The following is a 17,341-nucleotide window of genomic DNA, read 5'->3' on the forward strand; positions in this document are numbered from 1 at the left end:
TCCGCAGCTCGCCCCGAGACGGAGGCCCGCGATGACGACGACGACCGAGGCCGGCGCCACGCACGGCTACCACAAGCAGAAGGACGAGCACCTCAAGCGGCTGCGCCGGATCGAGGGGCAGATCCGTGGCCTGCAGCGGATGGTGGACGAGGACACCTACTGCATCGACATACTCACCCAGGTCTCCGCCTCCACCAAGGCCCTGCAGTCCTTCGCGCTGCAGCTGCTGGAGGAGCACCTGCGGCACTGCGTGGCGGACGCCGCCCTCAAGGGCGGTGACGAGATCGACGCGAAGGTGGACGAGGCGACGAAGGCGATCGGCCGCCTGCTCCGCACCTGAGCCGGCCGCCGGTTCCGTACCCGGCCCGGCCGCCCGGCGGCGATCACCTGGTCCGCGCGGCCGGCCCGGCCGCGCGGACCGCGCTCAGGCCGGATTCTTCTCCTCGGCGACCCGCAGCACCTCGTCGATGCTCTCCAGGCTGAGCCGGTCCTCGGCGGCCGAGGCCGCGATGATCAGCTCTCCGCACAGCTCGATCTCGGCGAGGGCCACGTGGTCCTGAACCGCCGTGCCGCCGACCGGAGCCACCCGCCTCACCTCTTCTCTGCCGTCACCCGCTTCCTAGGGTAGGCAGCGGTCTACACACCGCGCATGGCACGGACGGGCTACTTACGGGAGGGCGTCCCGGACTAGTGCACCGGCCGGTTTCAGGCGCCGTCCCCGGACTTCTCCCCGGTCTCCTGCCCGGATTCCTCCTCGGCGATCCGGCCCGCGTAGATGTCCGCCGGGGCCGGCAGCCGGATGTCCACGGGTGTGCCGAAGGCGTACAGCAGCAGGGTCGAGGCGACCGCCACGCTGGTCTTCTCGTGGCCGTTGACGAAGCTGAAGCGCTGCCGGAGCTTGCGGATGCGGCCCTGGTCGTCCAGGTAGGCGTCGAACGGGACCTCGGCCGCGGCGAACCCTCTCGCCGCCGCGGCCAGGGACGCCCGGTTCCCGGCCGACGCGTACCGGGCCGCACGGCCCAGGTCGGCGGTGCCCCGGTAGTGCCGCACCGGCGTCCCGGCGACCTCGGTCCGCTCGACGAAGGCCGCGTCCCGCGTCCCGCGCAGCACCTCGGCCGCCACGTAGGGGTCGGTCGCGCCCCCGGTGACCAGGTTGCCGTCGGACAGCGTCGCGGTGTCCACCCGCACCCACTTGTCGGCCGGGACGCCCGCGCCCCGGTTCTTCATGAACAGGGCGCCCGGCGCGAGCAGTTCGGTGATGGGCCGGTGTTCGGCCGCCCCCGCGGGATCCTCGGGCAGCATCACGGTCAGCCGGCCGAGGCGGTGCCGGTAGTCGTAGACGCCCCTGCCGCGGATGGTGACCCGGGTGCCGCCGGTGGCCATCTCCATCGAGGTGGTGGCCTTGGAGCCGCCCGCGCCCCGCAGCGCGTCGGCGGCCCGGTGCAGGGCGGTCACGGGGTCGATCCCGCCCTTGACGTCCTCGGCGGCGGCCCCGCTGCCGGAACAGCCCGCGGCGCCCGTCCCGAGGCCGAGGAGGATGCCCACCGCCGCGACCGTCCTGCCCGCGCGCCTGTGCTGCCGCCCATCCATCGCCTGCCTACCCCCAGCCGGTGTGTCCGTCACGGGCCCCCGTCGCTCGGATAACGACGGGTGGGGGGCGTCGTCACGCGCCGCCCGCGGGCGGGGGGAAGCCGCCCGACAGCTTTCCCCGCGCGCTGGGTAACGTTGTCCGGGTGGCATTCACCTCGGCGCAGCAGGACGGGCCGGAGCCGGATCGGTCCGGGCAGGAACACCTCACGACGACGACCGAGCAGGGCCGCTTCTGCGTGGCCCGGTGCAGCTGCGGCTGGCGAGGCCCCGCCCGCCGGGCCCGCAGTCAGGCCCGTGCGGACGCGGAGGGGCACCCGGCGGGCCTGTGACGGGGCCGGGCGGTGACGTCGCCGCGACGGCGGCCCCCGCGGCCCGGGCGGGGGCTCAGACCTGCCGCTCCCGCCGGTCCGACGGCCGGCCGAGCGCGTCCACCAGGTCCCGGTCACGGGGCTGGGTGAGCCGGGAGCGGGCCGCGGCCGGGGAGAGCCACAGGATGCGGTCCACCTCGGAGTTCGGCGTGAAGTGGCCGGAAACCGCCTCCGCGGCCCAGTACCGCACCCGCTTCGGGCGGCCGCCCGCCGCATAGTGCACGGTCGGCAGTTCGCCCCCGGGCTCGGCCGCGTACCCGGTCTCCTCCGCGACCTCGCGCAGCGCACCGGCGAGCGCGTCCTCACCCCGCTTGAGCTTGCCCTTGGGGTGGGACCAGTCGTCGTACTTCGGGCGGTGGACCACGCAGATCTCCAGGTCGCCGGAGACCGGGGAACGGCGCCACAGCACACAGCCGGCCGCCTGGACCACGGTGTCGTTCACACCGCCTCCTCGTGGAAGATCAGGGCGCGTCGACGGTCTGCCTCTGCCACGCCTGCTGGAACGCGAACCTGGCCGCCTCCACCTCGTGCCGCTGGTCGGCGTGGAGCACACCGAGCGCGTACGCGGTGGCCGGAGTGATCCGGGGGGTACGGGCCGCCTGGGCCGCCGCCGCTGCCGCCTCCGAGGCGTCCCGGTGCCGGTTCAGCGCCTGGCCCGCCGTCAGCAGCCGGATGTCCATGGGGGCGTCGCCGCCGTGCAGCACCTCACGGGCGTACCGGTGCAGCCGCAGCAACAGGCGGACCTGGTGCCAGGGGCCGTCCTGGGGGTGCGGGGACGGGTCCGGGGACAGACCGTGGACCAGGGCCTGCGCGTTGTAGGGGTGGCCGGCGGTGACCAGGGGCAGCGCGGCGACGGCGTCCGTGAGGCGTTCCTCGGCCGCGCCGGCGAGGGGGCGCAGCCCGGTGAGGGGGGCGTGGGGGGTGAGGGGGACCTCGCTGGCGAGTACGGCGACCTTGTCGGCGACGGCGTGGAAGCGGGAGGAGCCGAGGGCCTGCAGGGCGGTGGAGTGGGCCCGGGTCCGGGCGAGGGTGAGCTGGCGTTCGAGCAGGGCGCCCGCTTTGGCGGCGCCCACGGTGAGGTTGCCGCGCTCCGGTGCCGCCGTCTGTCCGGCCGGGCCGCTGCCGTGGGCGGGTGCCGCTTTCAGCGGCACGGGCGCAGCACCGGCGACGCGACCGGCCACGGCCACGTCGACCGGGTCGGCAGCGGCGGCGACCGGCTGCGCGGGGAAGGCCGTGGAACCCGACAGCCGGTGCAGGGCCAGCAACAGCCGGTCCAGGCGGCTCTCGTACGCGTGCTCCAGGCCCAGCGTGCCGGACAGCCAGGCCAGTTCGGGGCGCATCTCCTCCGACCAGTCCGGGTCGAGGAGGGGACGGAACGTGTGCAGGCTGCCGCTGATGCGGCGGGCCGAGCGGCGCAGGGCGCGTGCCGCGTCGGCGGACCCCTCCGCGCCGCCCGTCCCCGCGCCCGCGTGGCCGCGCACGGAGCCGCCCGCGCCGTTGCCGCCGGTGTCCCGGTGCAGGCGCAGGGCGCGCAGGAACTCCGTGGCCTGGGCGCGCAGGTAACCCGCGAGGGCGTCCCCGGTCACCGCCTCGGCCGTGGGGTCCGTCGGGTCAAGGTGTTGCTGTGCCACGCCGGCGCCTCCGGGCGTCTATGAGCATCTCCTGGACGTTGCGCAGGGGTTGGCCGTCCGCGTCGGCCGCGTGCCGTGTCCACTCGCCGTCCGGGCCGAGGTGCCAGGAGGCGGTGCCGTCGGACATGCCGGTGTCCAGCAGCCGGTTGAGGGCTGCGCGGTGACCGGGGTCGACGACCCGGACCAGGGCCTCTATCCGGCGGTCGAGGTTGCGGTGCATCATGTCGGCGCTGCCGATCCACACCTCGGGCTCGCCGCCGTTGCCGAAGGCGAAGACCCGGGAGTGCTCGAGGAAGCGGCCGAGGATCGAGCGCACCCGGATGTTCTCCGAGAGGCCCGTGACGCCGGGGCGCACGGCGCAGATGCCGCGTACCCAGATGTCGACCGGCACGCCCGCCTGGGAGGCCCGGTAGAGGGCGTCGATGACCGCCTCGTCGACCATCGAGTTGACCTTGATGCGGACGAAGGCCGGCCGGCCCGCACGGTGGTGCTGGACCTCCTTGTTGATCCGGGCTATCAGGCCGTCCCGCAGGGACTTGGGAGCGACGAGGAGCCGGCGGTAGGTCTCCCGGCGCGAGTAGCCGGACAGCCGGTTGAAGAGGTCGGAGAGGTCCGCGCCGACCTGCGGGTCCGCGGTGAGCAGTCCGAGGTCCTCGTACAGACGGGCCGTCTTCGGGTGGTAGTTGCCCGTGCCGACGTGGCTGTAGCGGCGCAGGGTCTCGCCCTCCTGGCGGACCACCAGGGACAGCTTGCAGTGCGTCTTCAGGCCGACCAGGCCGTAGACGACGTGGCAGCCGGACTCCTCCAGCTTGCGGGCCCACTTGATGTTGGCGTGCTCGTCGAAGCGGGCCTTGATCTCGACCAGGACCAGGACCTGCTTGCCGGACTCGGCGGCGTCGATGAGCGCGTCGACTATGGGGGAGTCGCCGGAGGTGCGGTACAGGGTCTGCTTGATCGCGAGGACGTCGGGGTCGGCCGCCGCCTGCTCCAGGAACGCCTGCACGGAGGTGGAGAAGCTGTCGTACGGGTGGTGCAGCAGCACGTCCCGGGCGCGCAGGGCGGCGAAGATGTCCGGCGCGGACGCCGACTCGACCTCGGCGAGGTCGCGGTGGGTGCCGGCGATGAACTTCGGGTACTTCAGCTCGGACCGGTCGAGGCTGTGGATGCGGAAGAGGCCGGTGAGGTCCAGCGGGCCGGGCAGCGGGTAGACCTCGGCCTCGGAGATCTTCAGCTCGCGGACCAGCAGGTCCAGCACCTCGCGGTCGATGGACTCCTCGACCTCCAGGCGCACCGGCGGCCCGAAGCGGCGCCGCATGAGCTCCTTCTCCAGGGCCTGCAGGAGGTTCTCGGTGTCGTCCTCCTCGACCTCCAGGTCCTCGTTGCGGGTGATCCGGAAGGCGTGGTGCTCCAGGATCTCCATGCCCGGGAACAGCTCTTCCAGGTGGTTCGGGGCCGCGATGACGTCCTCTATGGGGACGTAGCGGCCCGGGGAGGCCTCCAGGAAGCGGGTGAGCAGCGGCGGCACCTTCACGCGCGCGAAGTGCTTGTGGCCGCTGACCGGGTTGCGTACGACGACGGCCAGGTTCAGCGAGAGGCCGGAGATGTACGGGAAGGGGTGCGCGGGGTCGACGGCCAGCGGGGTGAGGACCGGGAAGATCTGGTGCCGGAAGAGCGTGAAGAGGCGGGCCTGCTCCTTCTCGGTCAGCTCGGTCCAGCGGACCAGGTGGATGCCCTCCTCCGCGAGTGCGGGGGCGACGTCGTCGTGGTAGCAGGCCGCGTGCCGGGCCATGAGCTCGCGGGAGCGGGCCCAGATCATCTCCAGCACCTCGCGGGGCTGCAGGCCGGAGGCGGAGCGGGTGGCGACGCCGGTGGCGATGCGGCGCTTCAGGCCGGCCACCCGGACCATGAAGAACTCGTCCAGGTTGCTGGCGAAGATGGCGAGGAAGTTCGCGCGCTCCAGCAGCGGCGTGGCGGGGTCCTCGGCCAGCTCCAGGACGCGCTCGTTGAAGGCGAGCCAGCTGCGCTCACGGTCGAGGAAACGGCCCTGGGGCAGCGGGGCGCCCTCGGCCTGGGACTCCTCGTACGCGTCGAGGTCCGCGTCGATGTCCGGTTCCAGGTCGGAGACCGCGGCGGCGACGGTGTGCGGGCGGTGCGCGGCGATGGAACCCACGGAGGGCTGCGGGTGCTGGACGTCCGCCTGGGTTTCTGACTGGCTCATGAACCCATTCTTCCGCGCGACGGGCGTCACAGGCGCGTCGGAACGCGCGGGTGGGAGCTTGACGGCCCCGTTCCCCGCGGCGGCCCCCTCGGGGGGCGGCGAAGGTTCTGGCACGGCGGGCTTCATTGGCCGAGCGTCGCAAGCCTGGCTGAATCAATGGTTACGGCGACATGACGTGCGGGATAGCGGGGAGCGGCTCGAAGGGGATCCCGGGCGCGAGCACACCGGTCCGCCGCGTCCCGCCCCCCGTGGCGGGACGCGCCGGACCGGTGTCGTTCCGGTGGCTCAGGCGGTCCGGCGGCGCAGGACGGCGTACGCGGCGACGGTGGCGGCCGCGGTGAGGGCCAGGACCGTACCGGTGGCGGCCAGGTGCAGGGGCCAGAAACCGCTCAGCGGGCCGCGCAGCGGCTGCCACAGGTCGCGCAGGTACAGCCGCAGGGCCACGCAGGCCGCGCAGGCGACGGCCAGGGCGGGGAGCGCACGGCGCAGGGCCAGGCCGGCCAGGGCTCCGGCGGCCAGCCCGAACAGCACGAGCGCGGGCAGCAGCGGGCCCCGCGGGACGAAGACGCGGTCCCAGGTCCAGTGCGCGGCCAGGACGTCCTGGTCGGCGGACCAGACCGAGTCGAAGACCAGGGCGAGCGCCGAGGCGCCGGCGAGCAGCGGCAGCGCGGCCGCCGTCAGCTTCGCGGTCAGCCAGTGGACCGGGGTGACGGCCTGGGTCCAGACCAGCCGCGCGGTACCGGACTCCAGCTCGCGGCCGATCAGCGCGGCACCGGCCCAGGCGGCCACCGCGCAGGGTGCGTAGCAGAGGGCCTCGCCGAGGAGCCGCATGACGCTGTCGGCGTCGGCGAACGTGGTGTAGGCGCACCAGTGCCGTGCGCAGGTCCGCTCCTGGGGTGCGGCCGAGTAGTGGACCCAGAGCAGTTCCCCGGCCGCGAGGAGGACGAAGGCGGTCCACACGAGCAGGGCCGGGCGGTGCAGTCGCAGCAGGGCGCGGCGGGTGGCCGGGCGGGCGGGGGCGAGGGCGGTCATGCGGTGGCCTTCTCCGTGGTTCGGGGGGCGCCCGTGCTGTGGCGCAGCGCCAGGAAGGAGCCGAGCGCCAGCAGCGCGGCGACGGCCAGGACCAGCGCGCTGGTGGTGAGCTGGAGCGGCCAGTGGTGGGAGTAGGGGTGGTAGGTGCTCCAGCGCCCGGTGATGTCGGCGTACGCGGCCCGGCACTGGGCCTCGGTGTGGCACGCGGGGACGGGTGTCCGGGCGCCGGAGCGGGTGATCACGCCCTCGTCGACGCCGAGTCCCGCGCCGAGGGGGACCTGGTCCGTCGTGGAGACGCGGGTGACCGCGGGCCACAGGTGCGGCAGGGCGATCTCGGTGACACCCCGCAGGGCCGCGGTGACCGTCATGCCGACGAGGAGGGCGGGCAGCGTCCGGCGGAGCACCAGGCCCGCGAGCACGCCGGCCGCGAGTCCGGCGAGGGCCAGGACGACGGCGGTGGGGCCGCCCGCGTAGAAGGTGAAGCGGTCGTACCAGTCCTTGGCGGTGTCGATGCGGCCCCGGCCCGCGCTCCAGGCGAGGTGGTGCAGCCAGGACAGCAGCGCGGCTCCCGCGGCGACGGCGATCGCCGGCACGGCGAGCCGGACCGCCAGCCAGCGCGCCGGTGACGTGCCCTGGGTCCAGGCCAGCAGGGCCGTGCCGGACTCCAGCTCCCGGCCGACCAGCGCGGCGCCCGCCCAGCCGGCCACCAGCATGGGCAGCGCGTTCAGTGCGACGGTGGCGTAGTTGTAGTAGTCCTTGTAGCGGACGATGGCGTCCTGGTCGTAGGAGCACCTGGCGGTGCCCGTGCAGGAGTTGTACTGCCGCCAGCCCTCGGCCGCCGCGTCGGCGAGCGGCCCGCGCAGGCCGAGCAGCAGGGCGGTCAGCGCCACCAGCAGGCCCGCCCAGGCGTACAGCGCGGGCCGGTGCAGGCGCAGCACCCATCGGGTGAGGCGCGGTTTTCCGGCGGCCCGCGGTACGGGGGTGCCGGTCAGGACGGCGGTCATGCGGCACTCCTCTCGGGCAGCGCCGGCGCGCCGGGATTGCGCAGGTGGGCGAGGATGAGTTCGTCCAGCGAGGGGGCAAAGGCGCGCCACTCGCCGGAGAGCGGTCCGGCCGGGCGGATCAGTGCGGTGAGCTGGCGGCCGGTGACCTTGGACTCCACCACCGTGTGCGCGCCGAGGCCGGTGGCGTCGGCGGCGCCGGCCACCCGCAGATGGGCGGCGAGCAGCTCGTCGATCTCGCCGGCCAGCCGGATCCGGCCGCCGCCGACCAGCAGCAGGTGGTCGCAGGAGTCCTCCAGCTCGGCGACGACGTGGGAGGACATCACGATGGTGGTGCCGTACTGGGCGGCCTGCGCCATCAGCGTGCCCATCAGTTCGTGCCGGGCCAGGGGGTCGAGGTCGGCCATCGGCTCGTCCAGCAGCAGGAGCTCGGGCCGCTTGCCGACGGCGAGGGCGAGCGCGACCCGGGTGCGCTGGCCGCCGGAGAGGGAGCGGATGCGGGCCTTCGGGTTCAGGTCACCGCCCGCGACGACCTCTTCGGCGACGGCAGCGTCCCAGTGTTCCGGGTTGAGGTCGGCGCCCATGCGCAGCGTCTCGGCGACGGTGAGCTGCGGGTAGAGCGGCTTGTCCTGGGCGACGAAGCCGACCCGGGGGCGGGCTGCGGCGGGCGTGGTGCCGAGGACGGTGACGCTGCCCTCGGTGGGTGCCGTGAGCCCGGCGGCCAGGGCCAGCAGGGTGGACTTGCCGGCGCCGTTGGGGCCGACGACGGCGCATACGCGTCCGGTGGGCAGCCGGAACGAGCAGTCCCGCAGGGCCCAGTTTTCACGGCGGCCGAATCGTTTCCCCAGAGCGTCGGCCCTCAACGCCGCGTCGCTGCTCATGACGGGTCTCCCTGGAAGTGCGTGTCGAGTACGGCAGTGAAGAGTGCGGCCACGTCGTCCCGCTCCAGCCCGGCGGCGCGGGCGCGCTCGGCCCACGCCTCCAGCTCCGTGCGCAGCGGGGAGTCGGCGGGGGCGGTGCCGAGGGACCGCCGGACGAAGGTGCCGAGCCCGCGCCGCGCCTCCACCAGGCCCTCGCGCTCCAGTTCGCGGTACGCCTTCAGGACCGTGTTGGGGTTGATGGCGGTCGCCTCCACCACCTCGCGGGCCGTGGGCAGCCGGTCACCGGGCTGAAGCAGGCCGAGGCGGAGGGCCTGCTTGGTCTGCTGGACGATCTGCACGTAGGTGGCCACGCCGCTGTGCCGGTCGATGCGGTACTCGACCATCGGTACAACCACCCTTTCACTAATTGAGTAGTGAAAGGGTGTTGCAAAAGAGGGGCGGTCGTCAAGGCGGCCGCCCCTCATGTGCGGGAATGTCAGGTTTCCGTGCGGTACATCAGGTCCGTCTCGTGGACCCTGAACCCCAGCCGCTCGTACACCGACACCGCCGCGCTGTTGTCGGCGTCGACGTAGAGCATCGCGGTCGGCAGCTGCTGGGCGGCCAGGTGGCGCAGTCCGATCGTGGTGAGCGACTTGCCCAGCCCGCCCCCCTGCTCGCCGGGCCGGACCCCGAGGACGTACACCTCGCCGAGCCCCTCCTCCGCGTGCACCTTGGTCCAGTGGAAGCCGATCAGCTCCCCGCGCCGCTCGGCGAGGAAGAACCCGGCCGGGTCGAACCACGGCTCGGCCTTGCGGTCGTCCAGGTCCCGCTGGGTCAGCGAGCCCTGTTCGGGGTGGTGGGCGAAGGCCGCGGCGTTCACCGCGAGCCAGGCCGCGTCGTCCTTGCCGGGCACGAAGGCGCGCACGGTCACGCCCTCCGCCAGTGCCGGCTCGGGCAGCTCCAGGTCGGCCAACGACCGGCGCATCTGGCGCAGTTCGCGGAACAGGGTCAGGCCGAGCACCTGCGCGAGATGCCGGGCGGCGGGGTGCCCGCCGTGCGCCCACACCCGCAGCCGCTTGCCGGAGGCGGCGAGCAGGGCCGAGCCGAGCGCCCGGCCGTGCCCGTGTCCGCGGTGCGTGGGATGCACCACCAGCTCGGCGGCCGGCGCCTCGACCGGGTCGGTGTCCTCCAGCTGGGCGTACCCGACGAGTTCGCCGTCGACCTTCAGCAGCAGATGCGAGACGCCCTCGCGGGCCTCCCCGCGCAGCTGCAGCCGGCCCTGCTCGGACACCGGCTGCTGCCCGTCGACCCGGACGGCCTCGCCGAGCAGGCGCAGGACCGCCTCGGCCCGGTCCGGGGTGAGCGCGGAGTAGGTCTCGATGGAACGGGCGGGGAAGCCCCGTACGGTGTCGTCGCTGCTCATGCGTACGAGGGTACGGGGCGGCCGGGGCGAAGTCCCGGCATACCGGCCGCAAAGGAATCGGTAAAGGTAAACCAGGATGTAACCCTGAACCCCCTGTCGCGCTACGCGCGTTGACCCTAGGCTGCGCCGAGCCACCACAGCCGACCCACAGGGGGGTCCCATGTCAGCCGCGCCCCGGCGCACCAGACGCCGTACGTACGGCCTGCTCTCCGCCGCCGCCGGTCTCGCCACCGCGGCGGCACTGACCAGCGCGCTCCCGGCGGACGCGCACGAGAGCCACCACCACCGTCCGGGCCGCTACCAGGACGTCCAGCTCCTCTCCTTCAACGACCTGCACGGCAACCTGGAACCCCCGTCCGGCTCTTCCGGCCGGGTCACCGAACTCCAGCCGGACGGCACGACGAAGACGATCGACGCGGGCGGTGTCGAGTACCTCGCCACCCACCTCCGCCAGGCCCGCAAGGGTCACCCCTACTCGATCACGGCGGCCGGCGGCGACATGGTCGGCGCCTCCCCGCTGCTGTCGGGCCTGTTCCACGACGAGCCCACCGTCGAGGCGCTCAACGAGCTGGACCTGGACGTCACCTCGGTCGGCAACCACGAGTTCGACGAGGGCGCGCGGGAGCTGGGCCGCCTGCAGAACGGCGGCTGCCACCCGACGGACGGCTGCTACACGGACAAGAGGTTCCAGGGCGCCGACTTCCCGTACCTGGCCGCGAACGTCCTGAACGACAAGACCCGCAAGCCGATCCTGGACCCGTACTGGGTCTGGAAGAAGAACGGCGTCAAGATCGGCTTCATCGGTGTCACGCTCGAAGGCACCCCGGGCATCGTCTCCGCCGACGGCGTCAAGGGCCTGACCTTCAAGGACGAGGCCGAGACCATCAACAAGTACGCCAAGGTGCTCCAGCGCCAGGGCGTCCAGTCCATCGTGGCCCTGATCCACGAGGGCGGCTTCCCGGCGTCCGGCTCCTACAACTACGACTGCGACTCCCCGGGCGCCGGCGCCGGCCTCTCCGGCCCGATCGTGGACATCGCCAAGAACGTGACCCCGGCGGTGGACGCCCTGGTCACCGGCCACACCCACACCGCGTACGTGTGCACGGTCCCGGACCCGTCGGGCCGGCCCCGCATGGTCACCTCGGCCGCCTCCTTCGGCCGCCTGTACACCGACACCACGCTGACGTACGACCGCCGCACCGGCGACATCGTGCGCACGGCGGTGAAGTCCGCCAACCGCGTGGTCACCCGGGACGTGCCCAAGGCCCCGGACATGACGGACCTGATCGGCAGGTGGAACACCCTGGCCGCCCCGATCGGCAACCGCGCCATCGGCTACATCTCCGCCGACATCAACAACACGGGCACCGAGTCCCCGATGGGCGACCTGATCGCCGACGCGCAGCTCGCCTACGGCCGTGAGCTGGACCCGAGGACCAGCCTGGCCCTGATGAACCCGGGCGGGGTCCGGGCCGGCCTGACCTACGCGGCCAAGGGCGCCGAGGGCGACGGCGTGGTCACCTACGCCGAGGGCTTCACGGTCCAGCCGTTCGCGAACACCGTGAACCTCCAGGACTTCACCGGCGCCCAGCTGGTCCAGGCGCTCAAGGAGCAGGTCAGCGGCCCCAACGCGGCGGCCCCGAAGATCCTCCAGCCGTCGGCGAACCTCACCTACACCCTGGACCTCACCAAGTCCGGCGCGGACCGCGTGGTCACCGACTCCATCCGGCTGAACGGCGCGCCGCTCGACCCGGCGGCCACCTACCGCGTCGCCACCAACAGCTTCCTCGCGGGCGGCGGCGACGGCTTCCCGACGCTGGGCCAGGGCACGGGCGACCTGGTGGGCAAGGACGACCTGACGGCGCTGGAGAAGTACCTGACGGCGAACTCGTCGGCCACGAACCCGATCGCCCCGCCGAAGGCCGACCGGATCACCGTCGTGCAGTAGAGCCCGTGTGAACACCTGAGCGGTTCCCGAATACCCCTGAGAGTCCCTCTCAGGGGTATTTCGTCGGGATCTCGCACGACGGTCCCGCGCCGGCGGCGGTCGGTCCCGCCGACGGCGGTCAGTTCCGCCTGCGCCGGTCGAACCAGATCGTGGCCGCCGTCGGGGCGAGCCCCGCTCAGAATGGTCCGCGGGGCGCGGTGGCGTCGGCCGTCATCCGTCCAGCAGCGCGTCCCAGTCCTGCCCGGCCGCCCACTCGGCGAAGGTGTGCCAGCCGGCCTCGGGGTACGCGCGGCGCAGGCCGGCGACGTCGACGTCGAGACCCTTGCCGGTGAAGTAGGCGAACATCGCCGCCAGATCCTCCGAGTGGCTGCGGACATGGGCATGCGGGACCTCCTCGTGCGTGATCGGGCGGCCCGCGGCGGTGCCGAGGGCGCTCGCGATCTGCGCGGGGGTGAGGGTGTCGGAGGCGATGTCGAGGCGGTGGCCGGCGAAGTCGTCCCGGCGCTGGAGGACCAGGGCGGCGAACGCGCCGATGTCGGCGGCCGGGATGAGCGTGAGCGGCACGTCGGACGGCATGGGCCAGGCGAAGGTGCCGGTGCGCAGACCGTCGAGGGTCCAGCCGCCGGCGTAGTTGTCCATGAACGCCGCCGGGGCGATCACCGTCCAGGGCAGGCCGCTGGCGCGCAGATGCCCCTCGATCACCCACTTGCTCTCGTAGTGCGGGATGCCCGTGCCGCGGTCGGCGTGGGCGGCGGAGGTGAGGACGACATGGCCGAGCCGGGCGCCGGCCGCGGCGTCCACCAGGGCCCGGCCCTGACGGATCTCGGTGTCGGTGTCGGTGCCGAACGGGGTGGTGACGGCGAAGAGCGCGTCGGCGCCGGTGAGGGCCGCGTCGAGGGAGGCGCGGTCGTCGAAGTCGGCGTGCCGGACCTCGGCCCCCAGCTCGCACAGGGCGTCGGCGGCGGCTGAGTCCGGGCGCCGGGTCAGGGCGCGGACGCGGTGGCCGGCGGCGAGTGCGGCGCGGGCGGTGGCTCCGCCCTGGGCGCCGGTGGCGCCGGTGACGGCGATGGTGAGCATGGTTCTCCCCCGGGATCGGTAGTATTGCTGTGTGACGCATTAGCTGCGTCACGCAGAAGAGTAGCGCAGTTCGCTGCGCCACGCAGCGATTTCTGGGAGGGAATCCATGAGGGACCCGAACCGGGCCCGGCTGTACGAGGAGCTTTCCTCGGAGTCCCGGCGCTATCTGGCCGCGTACGTGCTGTTCAACCAGGCCGTCGCCGACCACCTCGGACTGCACCCGACCGACGTGCAGTGCCTGAGCCTGCTGACCGCGGAGCCGGAACCGCTCACGGTCAAGCAGATCGCCGGGATGACCGGCCTCACCACGGGCTCGGCCACCCGCCTCGTGGACCGGCTGGAACGGGCGGGCTACGTCACCCGCACCCCCGACCGGCAGGACCGCCGCCGCGTGCTGGTCACCCCGGTCCCGGAGAGCGTCGCGCGCGTCACCGCGCTGTGGGACGACCTCGGACAGACCTGGCAGACGGTCTTCGACGACCACAGCGAGGACGAGCTGCGGGTGATCACCCGGCACATGCGCCGGGCGATCGACATCAGCCGGACCCAGATCGAGCGCCTGCGCGCCATGCCCAGGCCCGACTGAGGGGCAGGATCAGCCGGCGGGCGTCTCCGGCGGCGGGGTCGGCGCCCCCGGCAGCCGTACCGTCGCCACCGTGCCGCCGCCCTCCGCGCGGGCCAGGGCCACCTCGCCGCCCGCCTCCCGGACCGTACGGGCCACGATGGACAGGCCCAGGCCGGAGCCCGGGAGGGCCCGCGCGTCCGGGGAGCGCCAGAAGCGGTCGAAGACGTGCGGCAGTTCGTCCTCCGGAATGCCGGGGCCGTGGTCGCGGACGGTCAGCACCCCCTCGCCGAGCCGCACCTCGACCGTGCCGCCCTCGGGGCTGAACTTCACCGCGTTGTCGAGGACGTTGACGACCGCCCGCTCCAGCGCGGAGGGCTCCGCCCGGACGAACCAGGGCTCCAGGTCCGCGGTGATCGACAGCTCCGGACCGCGCAGCCGGGCCCGGCGCAGGGCCGCCTCGACGGTGTCCTGGAAGGCCACCACCTGGACCCGCTCGCCGCGCTGCCCCTCCGAGCGGGACAGCTCCTGCAAGTCCCCGATCAGGGCCGCCAGTTCGGTCATCTGCGCCTTCACCGAGGCGAGCAGCGCCTTGCGGTCCTCCGGGGGGATCGGCCGGCCCGTCTCCTCGCTGCGGGTGAGGAGTTCGATGTTGGTCCGCAACGAGGTCAGGGGAGTGCGCAGCTCGTGGCCCGCGTCCGCGATCAGCTGCTGCTGGAGCTCGCGCGAGCTGGCCAGCGAGGCGGTCATCGAGTTGAAGGACCGCGAGAGCCGGGCCACCTCGTCCTCGCTGTCGTCCTCCACGGGGATCCGGACACTGAGGTCCTCCGTGCGGGCCACGTGCTCCACGGCCTCGGTGAGCTTGTCGACGGGCCGGAGCCCGACCCGGGCCACCGCGAGCCCCGCGGCCCCGGCACCGACGACTCCGACGGCGGACACCAGCAGGAGGATCAGGGCGAGGTCGTTGAGGTTCTTCTGGGTGCTCGTGAGCGGTACGGCGATGAGCACGCCGACATTGGGCCCGCGCCCGCCGCCCGCGGTCGTGGTGGGGCCGAAGGGCTTGGTGAGCACCCGCAGCTCGTTGCCCTCGGCGTCGTTGCCGTTGCGGAAGTAGAGCGTGTCGGGGTCCAGGCGCTCGATCTCGGACTTGTCCGCCTGGGTGACCTTGATCTTGCCCGAGGCGGATCCGAAGAGACAGACCTTGCCGTCCTCCGTGACCAGCTGGGAGTACCGGTCCCGGAGGAGGAAGTCCCCCGCCTGCGGGGTGTCCGTGCAGTTGTCGAGGGTGTACTGCAACTGCCCCATCTGCGTGGTGTTCCGCAGCGACTTCTGCAGGTCCCCGTCGAGCTGCTCGTACAGCTTGCGCTCCACGATGAACCAGCACGTCACCGACACCGCCGCCACCGCGAACGCCACCGCCGCCGCGACCAGCATGGCGAGCCGGGCCCGGATGGGCAGTGCCCGGTACCGGCGCACCAGGTGCTTCACTCGGCGCCGCCCTGCCGCAGGACGTACCCCACTCCGCGCACGGTGTGCACCAGCCGCGCCTCGCCGCCGGCCTCGGTCTTGCGGCGCAGGTACATCACGTAGACGTCGAGGGAGTTGGACGAGGGCTCGAAGTCGAAGCCCCAGACGGCCTTCAGGATCTGCTCGCGGGTGAGGACCTGCCGCGGGTGTGCCATGAACATCTCCAGCAGGGTGAACTCCGTGCGGGTCAGCTCCACCTGCCGGCCGCCGCGCGTCACCTCCCGGGTCGCGAGGTCCATGCGCAGGTCGCCGAAGGTGAGCGCCTCGTCCTCCTGCGCCTCGGCGGACACCGTCGTCGCGTACGAGCTGCGGCGCAGCAGCGCGCGGATACGGGCGAAGAGCTCGTCCAGTTCGAAGGGCTTGACCAGGTAGTCGTCGGCGCCCGCGTCCAGTCCGGTCACCCGGTCGCCGACCGTGTCGCGGGCCGTGAGCATCAGGATCGGGGTGGTGTCCCCCGCGCCCCGGATCCGGCGGGCCGCCGTCAGTCCGTCCATGCGCGGCATCTGGATGTCCAGCACGACCAGGTCGGGCCGGTAGGCGGTGGCCTTCTCCAGGGCGTCCGCGCCGTCGACGGCGACCTCCGTGCCGTACCCCTCGAAGGCGAGACTGCGCTGCAGTGCCTCGCGTACGGCCGGCTCGTCGTCGACGATCAGGATGCGCTGGGGGTCACGGTCGCCTTCGGCGGGGCTCATCGCTCGCGGTTTCCTCGGGGTGCGGTGGGGCGGGTCTCGGGTGTCTCTCAGCGTGCCACGTCCCGCCGCCGTTGAGGGGCACGCGGGCCGGTCAGGCCCGCACCGTGCTCAGCCGGTGCAGCGGCACCTTGCGGCGGTGCGGGCGGGCCGCGGAGGTGCGCAGGCCCATCAGCTGGGGAACCGGGGTCACGGCCACCTCGGCGGCGCGGGGCGCCGGGCGGGGCGCGGGGACGGGCACGTGCAGTTCGGACGCGATGGAGAGGGCCAGGGTGATGCCGGCCGGGCCGCGTTCGGCCATGTGGTGGGGGAAGTGATTGATCATGACCTTGCTCCTTGCTGACGGTCGCGCTGGCTGTCGCGCGGTGTGCTGCTAGCTGTCGGAGCCCGCCCGCAGTGCGGCCAGGTCGGACTTGACGGTGTTGACGGGGATGGCGAAGCCGAGGCCGATGCTGCCCGCGTCCGAGGACGAGGACGCCTGGGAACTCGACGAGTACATCGCGGAGTTGATGCCGACCACCCGGCCGGCGGCGTCGATCAGCGCACCGCCGGAGTTGCCGGGGTTCAGGGACGCGTCGGTCTGGAGGGCCTTGTAGGTGGTCGTGGACGAGCCGGTGTCACCGTTGAACTCACGGCCGCCGAACTGGAACGGCCACTGGCCGCCGCCGCTCCGGCCCTGCCCCTGGTTCTCGTCGGTGGACACGGTGACGTCCCGGTCCAGGGCGGAGACGATGCCGCTGGTGACCGTGCCGGTCAGACCCTCGGGGGAGCCGATCGCCACGACCGAGTCGCCGACCTGGACGCCGCTGGAGTCACCGAGCGCCGCCGCCTTCAGCCCCGAAGCGCCCGCCAGCTTGATCAGCGCGAGGTCCTTGGAGCTGTCGGTGCCGACCACCTCGGCGGTGTAGCTCTTGCCGTCGCTGGTGCGCACCTTGATGGAGTCGGCGCCGGAGACGACGTGGTTGTTGGTGACGATCTCACCGCCGGAGGTGATGATCACACCGGAGCCGGTGGAGGAGCCGTTCGCGAGCGTCGCGTTGATCTCGACCACGCTCGGGCTGACCGCGGCGGCTATCGCGGCGACGTCGCCCCGCTTGGCGGTCGGCACCACGGTGGTGCCGCTGCCCCCGGTGGCGACCGTGTCCTTGCCGGCCAGCTCCTGGAAGGCGTACGCCGTGCCGCCGCCGACCGCCGCCGCCACGATCGCGACCGCCGCGAGAAGGGCGACGGGGCCACGGGGGCGCTTCTTCCCGTGCGGAGCGGGCTGCACGGCCGGCTGGTGCGACGGCGGGGGCGGCCACTCCGGGTTCACGGGGGCGGGGTGGGAGTACGGCTGCTCGTAAGTGCCCTGGCTCTCGGTCATGACAGAAGAGTCCCCCGTGACCATGAGAGCTTCCTGAGTGCTCCCTGAGAAG

At 73.2% G+C, this 17,341-nt stretch carries 19 protein-coding genes; 4 read left to right on the forward strand and 15 right to left on the reverse strand.

Features of this window, described 5'->3' with window-relative positions; genetic code table 11:
- The first annotated feature begins 31 nt into the window (after window positions 1-31).
- A complete protein-coding gene (locus FHS34_RS15260; RefSeq protein ID WP_181795224.1) occupies window positions 32-340 on the forward strand; it encodes a metal-sensitive transcriptional regulator in 309 nt (102 codons plus the stop codon).
- An 84-nt stretch (window positions 341-424) separates the two neighbouring features.
- Here FHS34_RS15260 and FHS34_RS15265 read toward each other — a convergent pair whose 3' ends face one another.
- On the reverse strand, window positions 425-586 hold the full coding sequence (locus FHS34_RS15265; RefSeq protein WP_184966389.1) for a hypothetical protein: 162 nt from the start codon (window positions 584-586) through the stop codon (window positions 425-427).
- Between the two features lie 119 nt (window positions 587-705).
- Window positions 706-1,590 carry an SCO4651 family lipoprotein gene (locus tag FHS34_RS15270; RefSeq protein WP_184965391.1) on the reverse strand — a complete coding sequence of 295 codons (885 nt, stop codon included), beginning with the start codon at window positions 1,588-1,590 and terminating at the stop codon, window positions 706-708.
- A gap of 143 nt (window positions 1,591-1,733) precedes the next feature.
- Here FHS34_RS15270 and FHS34_RS15275 point away from each other — a divergent pair, with 143 nt between their 5' ends.
- A complete protein-coding gene (locus tag FHS34_RS15275) occupies window positions 1,734-1,919 on the forward strand; it encodes a hypothetical protein (protein ID WP_184965393.1) in 186 nt (61 codons plus the stop codon).
- Between the two features lie 55 nt (window positions 1,920-1,974).
- Here the strand turns inward: FHS34_RS15275 and FHS34_RS15280 are convergent, their stop codons facing one another.
- The 8 genes from FHS34_RS15280 to mshD form a co-directional block, all read right to left on the reverse strand.
- A complete protein-coding gene (locus FHS34_RS15280; protein WP_184965395.1) occupies window positions 1,975-2,400 on the reverse strand; it encodes an NUDIX hydrolase in 426 nt (141 codons plus the stop codon).
- A gap of 19 nt (window positions 2,401-2,419) precedes the next feature.
- Window positions 2,420-3,589, reverse strand: a complete 1,170-nt coding sequence (locus FHS34_RS15285; RefSeq protein ID WP_184965397.1) for a CHAD domain-containing protein — start codon at window positions 3,587-3,589, stop codon at window positions 2,420-2,422.
- A complete protein-coding gene (locus tag FHS34_RS15290) occupies window positions 3,570-5,933 on the reverse strand; it encodes an RNA degradosome polyphosphate kinase (RefSeq protein ID WP_184965399.1) in 2,364 nt (787 codons plus the stop codon). The genes FHS34_RS15285 and FHS34_RS15290 overlap by 20 nt, the downstream gene beginning before the upstream one ends.
- Before the next feature lie 159 nt (window positions 5,934-6,092).
- Window positions 6,093-6,839, reverse strand: a complete 747-nt coding sequence (locus FHS34_RS15295) for an ABC-2 membrane transporter-related protein (RefSeq protein WP_184965401.1) — start codon at window positions 6,837-6,839, stop codon at window positions 6,093-6,095.
- Complete coding sequence (locus FHS34_RS15300; protein ID WP_184965403.1) at window positions 6,836-7,843, reverse strand: ABC-2 membrane transporter-related protein; 1,008 nt, start codon at window positions 7,841-7,843, stop codon at window positions 6,836-6,838. Before FHS34_RS15300 ends, FHS34_RS15295 begins: the two co-directional genes overlap by 4 nt.
- Window positions 7,840-8,721, reverse strand: coding sequence for an ABC transporter ATP-binding protein (locus tag FHS34_RS15305; RefSeq protein WP_184965404.1), 882 nt, complete (start codon window positions 8,719-8,721; stop codon window positions 7,840-7,842). The genes FHS34_RS15300 and FHS34_RS15305 overlap by 4 nt, the downstream gene beginning before the upstream one ends.
- Entirely contained in the window at window positions 8,718-9,104 is a 387-nt protein-coding gene (locus FHS34_RS15310; protein WP_184965406.1) for a GntR family transcriptional regulator, read from the reverse strand. The genes FHS34_RS15305 and FHS34_RS15310 overlap by 4 nt, the downstream gene beginning before the upstream one ends.
- Window positions 9,105-9,196: 92 nt before the next feature.
- Window positions 9,197-10,123, reverse strand: coding sequence for a mycothiol synthase (mshD, locus tag FHS34_RS15315; RefSeq protein WP_184965408.1), 927 nt, complete (start codon window positions 10,121-10,123; stop codon window positions 9,197-9,199).
- A 160-nt stretch (window positions 10,124-10,283) separates the two neighbouring features.
- On the opposite strand from mshD, the gene FHS34_RS15320 reads away from it, so the two are divergent.
- Window positions 10,284-12,071 carry a bifunctional metallophosphatase/5'-nucleotidase gene (locus tag FHS34_RS15320; protein ID WP_184965409.1) on the forward strand — a complete coding sequence of 596 codons (1,788 nt, stop codon included), beginning with the start codon at window positions 10,284-10,286 and terminating at the stop codon, window positions 12,069-12,071.
- A 210-nt stretch (window positions 12,072-12,281) separates the two neighbouring features.
- Here the strand turns inward: FHS34_RS15320 and FHS34_RS15325 are convergent, their stop codons facing one another.
- Window positions 12,282-13,148 carry an NmrA/HSCARG family protein gene (locus FHS34_RS15325; protein ID WP_184965410.1) on the reverse strand — a complete coding sequence of 289 codons (867 nt, stop codon included), beginning with the start codon at window positions 13,146-13,148 and terminating at the stop codon, window positions 12,282-12,284.
- A 106-nt stretch (window positions 13,149-13,254) separates the two neighbouring features.
- Between FHS34_RS15325 and FHS34_RS15330 the strand changes: the two genes are divergently transcribed.
- On the forward strand, window positions 13,255-13,734 hold the full coding sequence (locus FHS34_RS15330; protein WP_184965411.1) for a MarR family winged helix-turn-helix transcriptional regulator: 480 nt from the start codon (window positions 13,255-13,257) through the stop codon (window positions 13,732-13,734).
- Between the two features lie 9 nt (window positions 13,735-13,743).
- On the opposite strand, the gene FHS34_RS15335 is transcribed toward FHS34_RS15330, so the two are convergent.
- The 4 genes from FHS34_RS15335 to FHS34_RS15350 form a co-directional block, all read right to left on the reverse strand.
- Window positions 13,744-15,198, reverse strand: coding sequence for a HAMP domain-containing sensor histidine kinase (locus FHS34_RS15335; RefSeq protein ID WP_184965413.1), 1,455 nt, complete (start codon window positions 15,196-15,198; stop codon window positions 13,744-13,746).
- Entirely contained in the window at window positions 15,195-15,929 is a 735-nt protein-coding gene (locus FHS34_RS15340; protein ID WP_184965415.1) for a response regulator transcription factor, read from the reverse strand. The genes FHS34_RS15335 and FHS34_RS15340 overlap by 4 nt, the downstream gene beginning before the upstream one ends.
- A gap of 91 nt (window positions 15,930-16,020) precedes the next feature.
- On the reverse strand, window positions 16,021-16,251 hold the full coding sequence (locus FHS34_RS15345) for a hypothetical protein (RefSeq protein ID WP_184965417.1): 231 nt from the start codon (window positions 16,249-16,251) through the stop codon (window positions 16,021-16,023).
- 48 nt (window positions 16,252-16,299) lie between these two features.
- The gene (locus tag FHS34_RS15350; RefSeq protein ID WP_184965419.1) at window positions 16,300-17,289 is read right to left on the reverse strand and encodes a S1C family serine protease; all 990 of its coding nucleotides are present in this window, start codon (window positions 17,287-17,289) and stop codon (window positions 16,300-16,302) included.
- Window positions 17,290-17,341 lie beyond the last annotated feature (52 nt).

It is taken from the genome of Streptomyces echinatus, from assembly GCF_014203595.1.
In the GTDB taxonomy this organism is placed as follows: Bacteria; Actinomycetota; Actinomycetes; order Streptomycetales; family Streptomycetaceae; genus Streptomyces; species Streptomyces echinatus.

Coding starts and splice junctions, on each gene's coding strand:
- FHS34_RS15295 (WP_184965401.1), bottom strand. CDS start 6,839: ATGACCGCCCTCGCCCCCGCCCGCCCGGCCACCCGCCGCGCCCTGCTG.
- FHS34_RS15340 (WP_184965415.1), bottom strand. CDS start 15,929: ATGAGCCCCGCCGAAGGCGACCGTGACCCCCAGCGCATCCTGATCGTC.
- mshD (WP_184965408.1), bottom strand. CDS start 10,123: ATGAGCAGCGACGACACCGTACGGGGCTTCCCCGCCCGTTCCATCGAG.
- FHS34_RS15260 (WP_181795224.1), top strand. CDS start 32: ATGACGACGACGACCGAGGCCGGCGCCACGCACGGCTACCACAAGCAG.
- FHS34_RS15290 (WP_184965399.1), bottom strand. CDS start 5,933: ATGAAGCCCGCCGTGCCAGAACCTTCGCCGCCCCCCGAGGGGGCCGCC.
- FHS34_RS15330 (WP_184965411.1), top strand. CDS start 13,255: ATGAGGGACCCGAACCGGGCCCGGCTGTACGAGGAGCTTTCCTCGGAG.
- FHS34_RS15345 (WP_184965417.1), bottom strand. CDS start 16,251: ATGATCAATCACTTCCCCCACCACATGGCCGAACGCGGCCCGGCCGGC.
- FHS34_RS15310 (WP_184965406.1), bottom strand. CDS start 9,104: ATGGTCGAGTACCGCATCGACCGGCACAGCGGCGTGGCCACCTACGTG.
- FHS34_RS15300 (WP_184965403.1), bottom strand. CDS start 7,843: ATGACCGCCGTCCTGACCGGCACCCCCGTACCGCGGGCCGCCGGAAAA.
- FHS34_RS15325 (WP_184965410.1), bottom strand. CDS start 13,148: ATGCTCACCATCGCCGTCACCGGCGCCACCGGCGCCCAGGGCGGAGCC.
- FHS34_RS15270 (WP_184965391.1), bottom strand. CDS start 1,590: ATGGATGGGCGGCAGCACAGGCGCGCGGGCAGGACGGTCGCGGCGGTG.
- FHS34_RS15350 (WP_184965419.1), bottom strand. CDS start 17,289: ATGACCGAGAGCCAGGGCACTTACGAGCAGCCGTACTCCCACCCCGCC.
- FHS34_RS15305 (WP_184965404.1), bottom strand. CDS start 8,721: ATGAGCAGCGACGCGGCGTTGAGGGCCGACGCTCTGGGGAAACGATTC.
- FHS34_RS15320 (WP_184965409.1), top strand. CDS start 10,284: ATGTCAGCCGCGCCCCGGCGCACCAGACGCCGTACGTACGGCCTGCTC.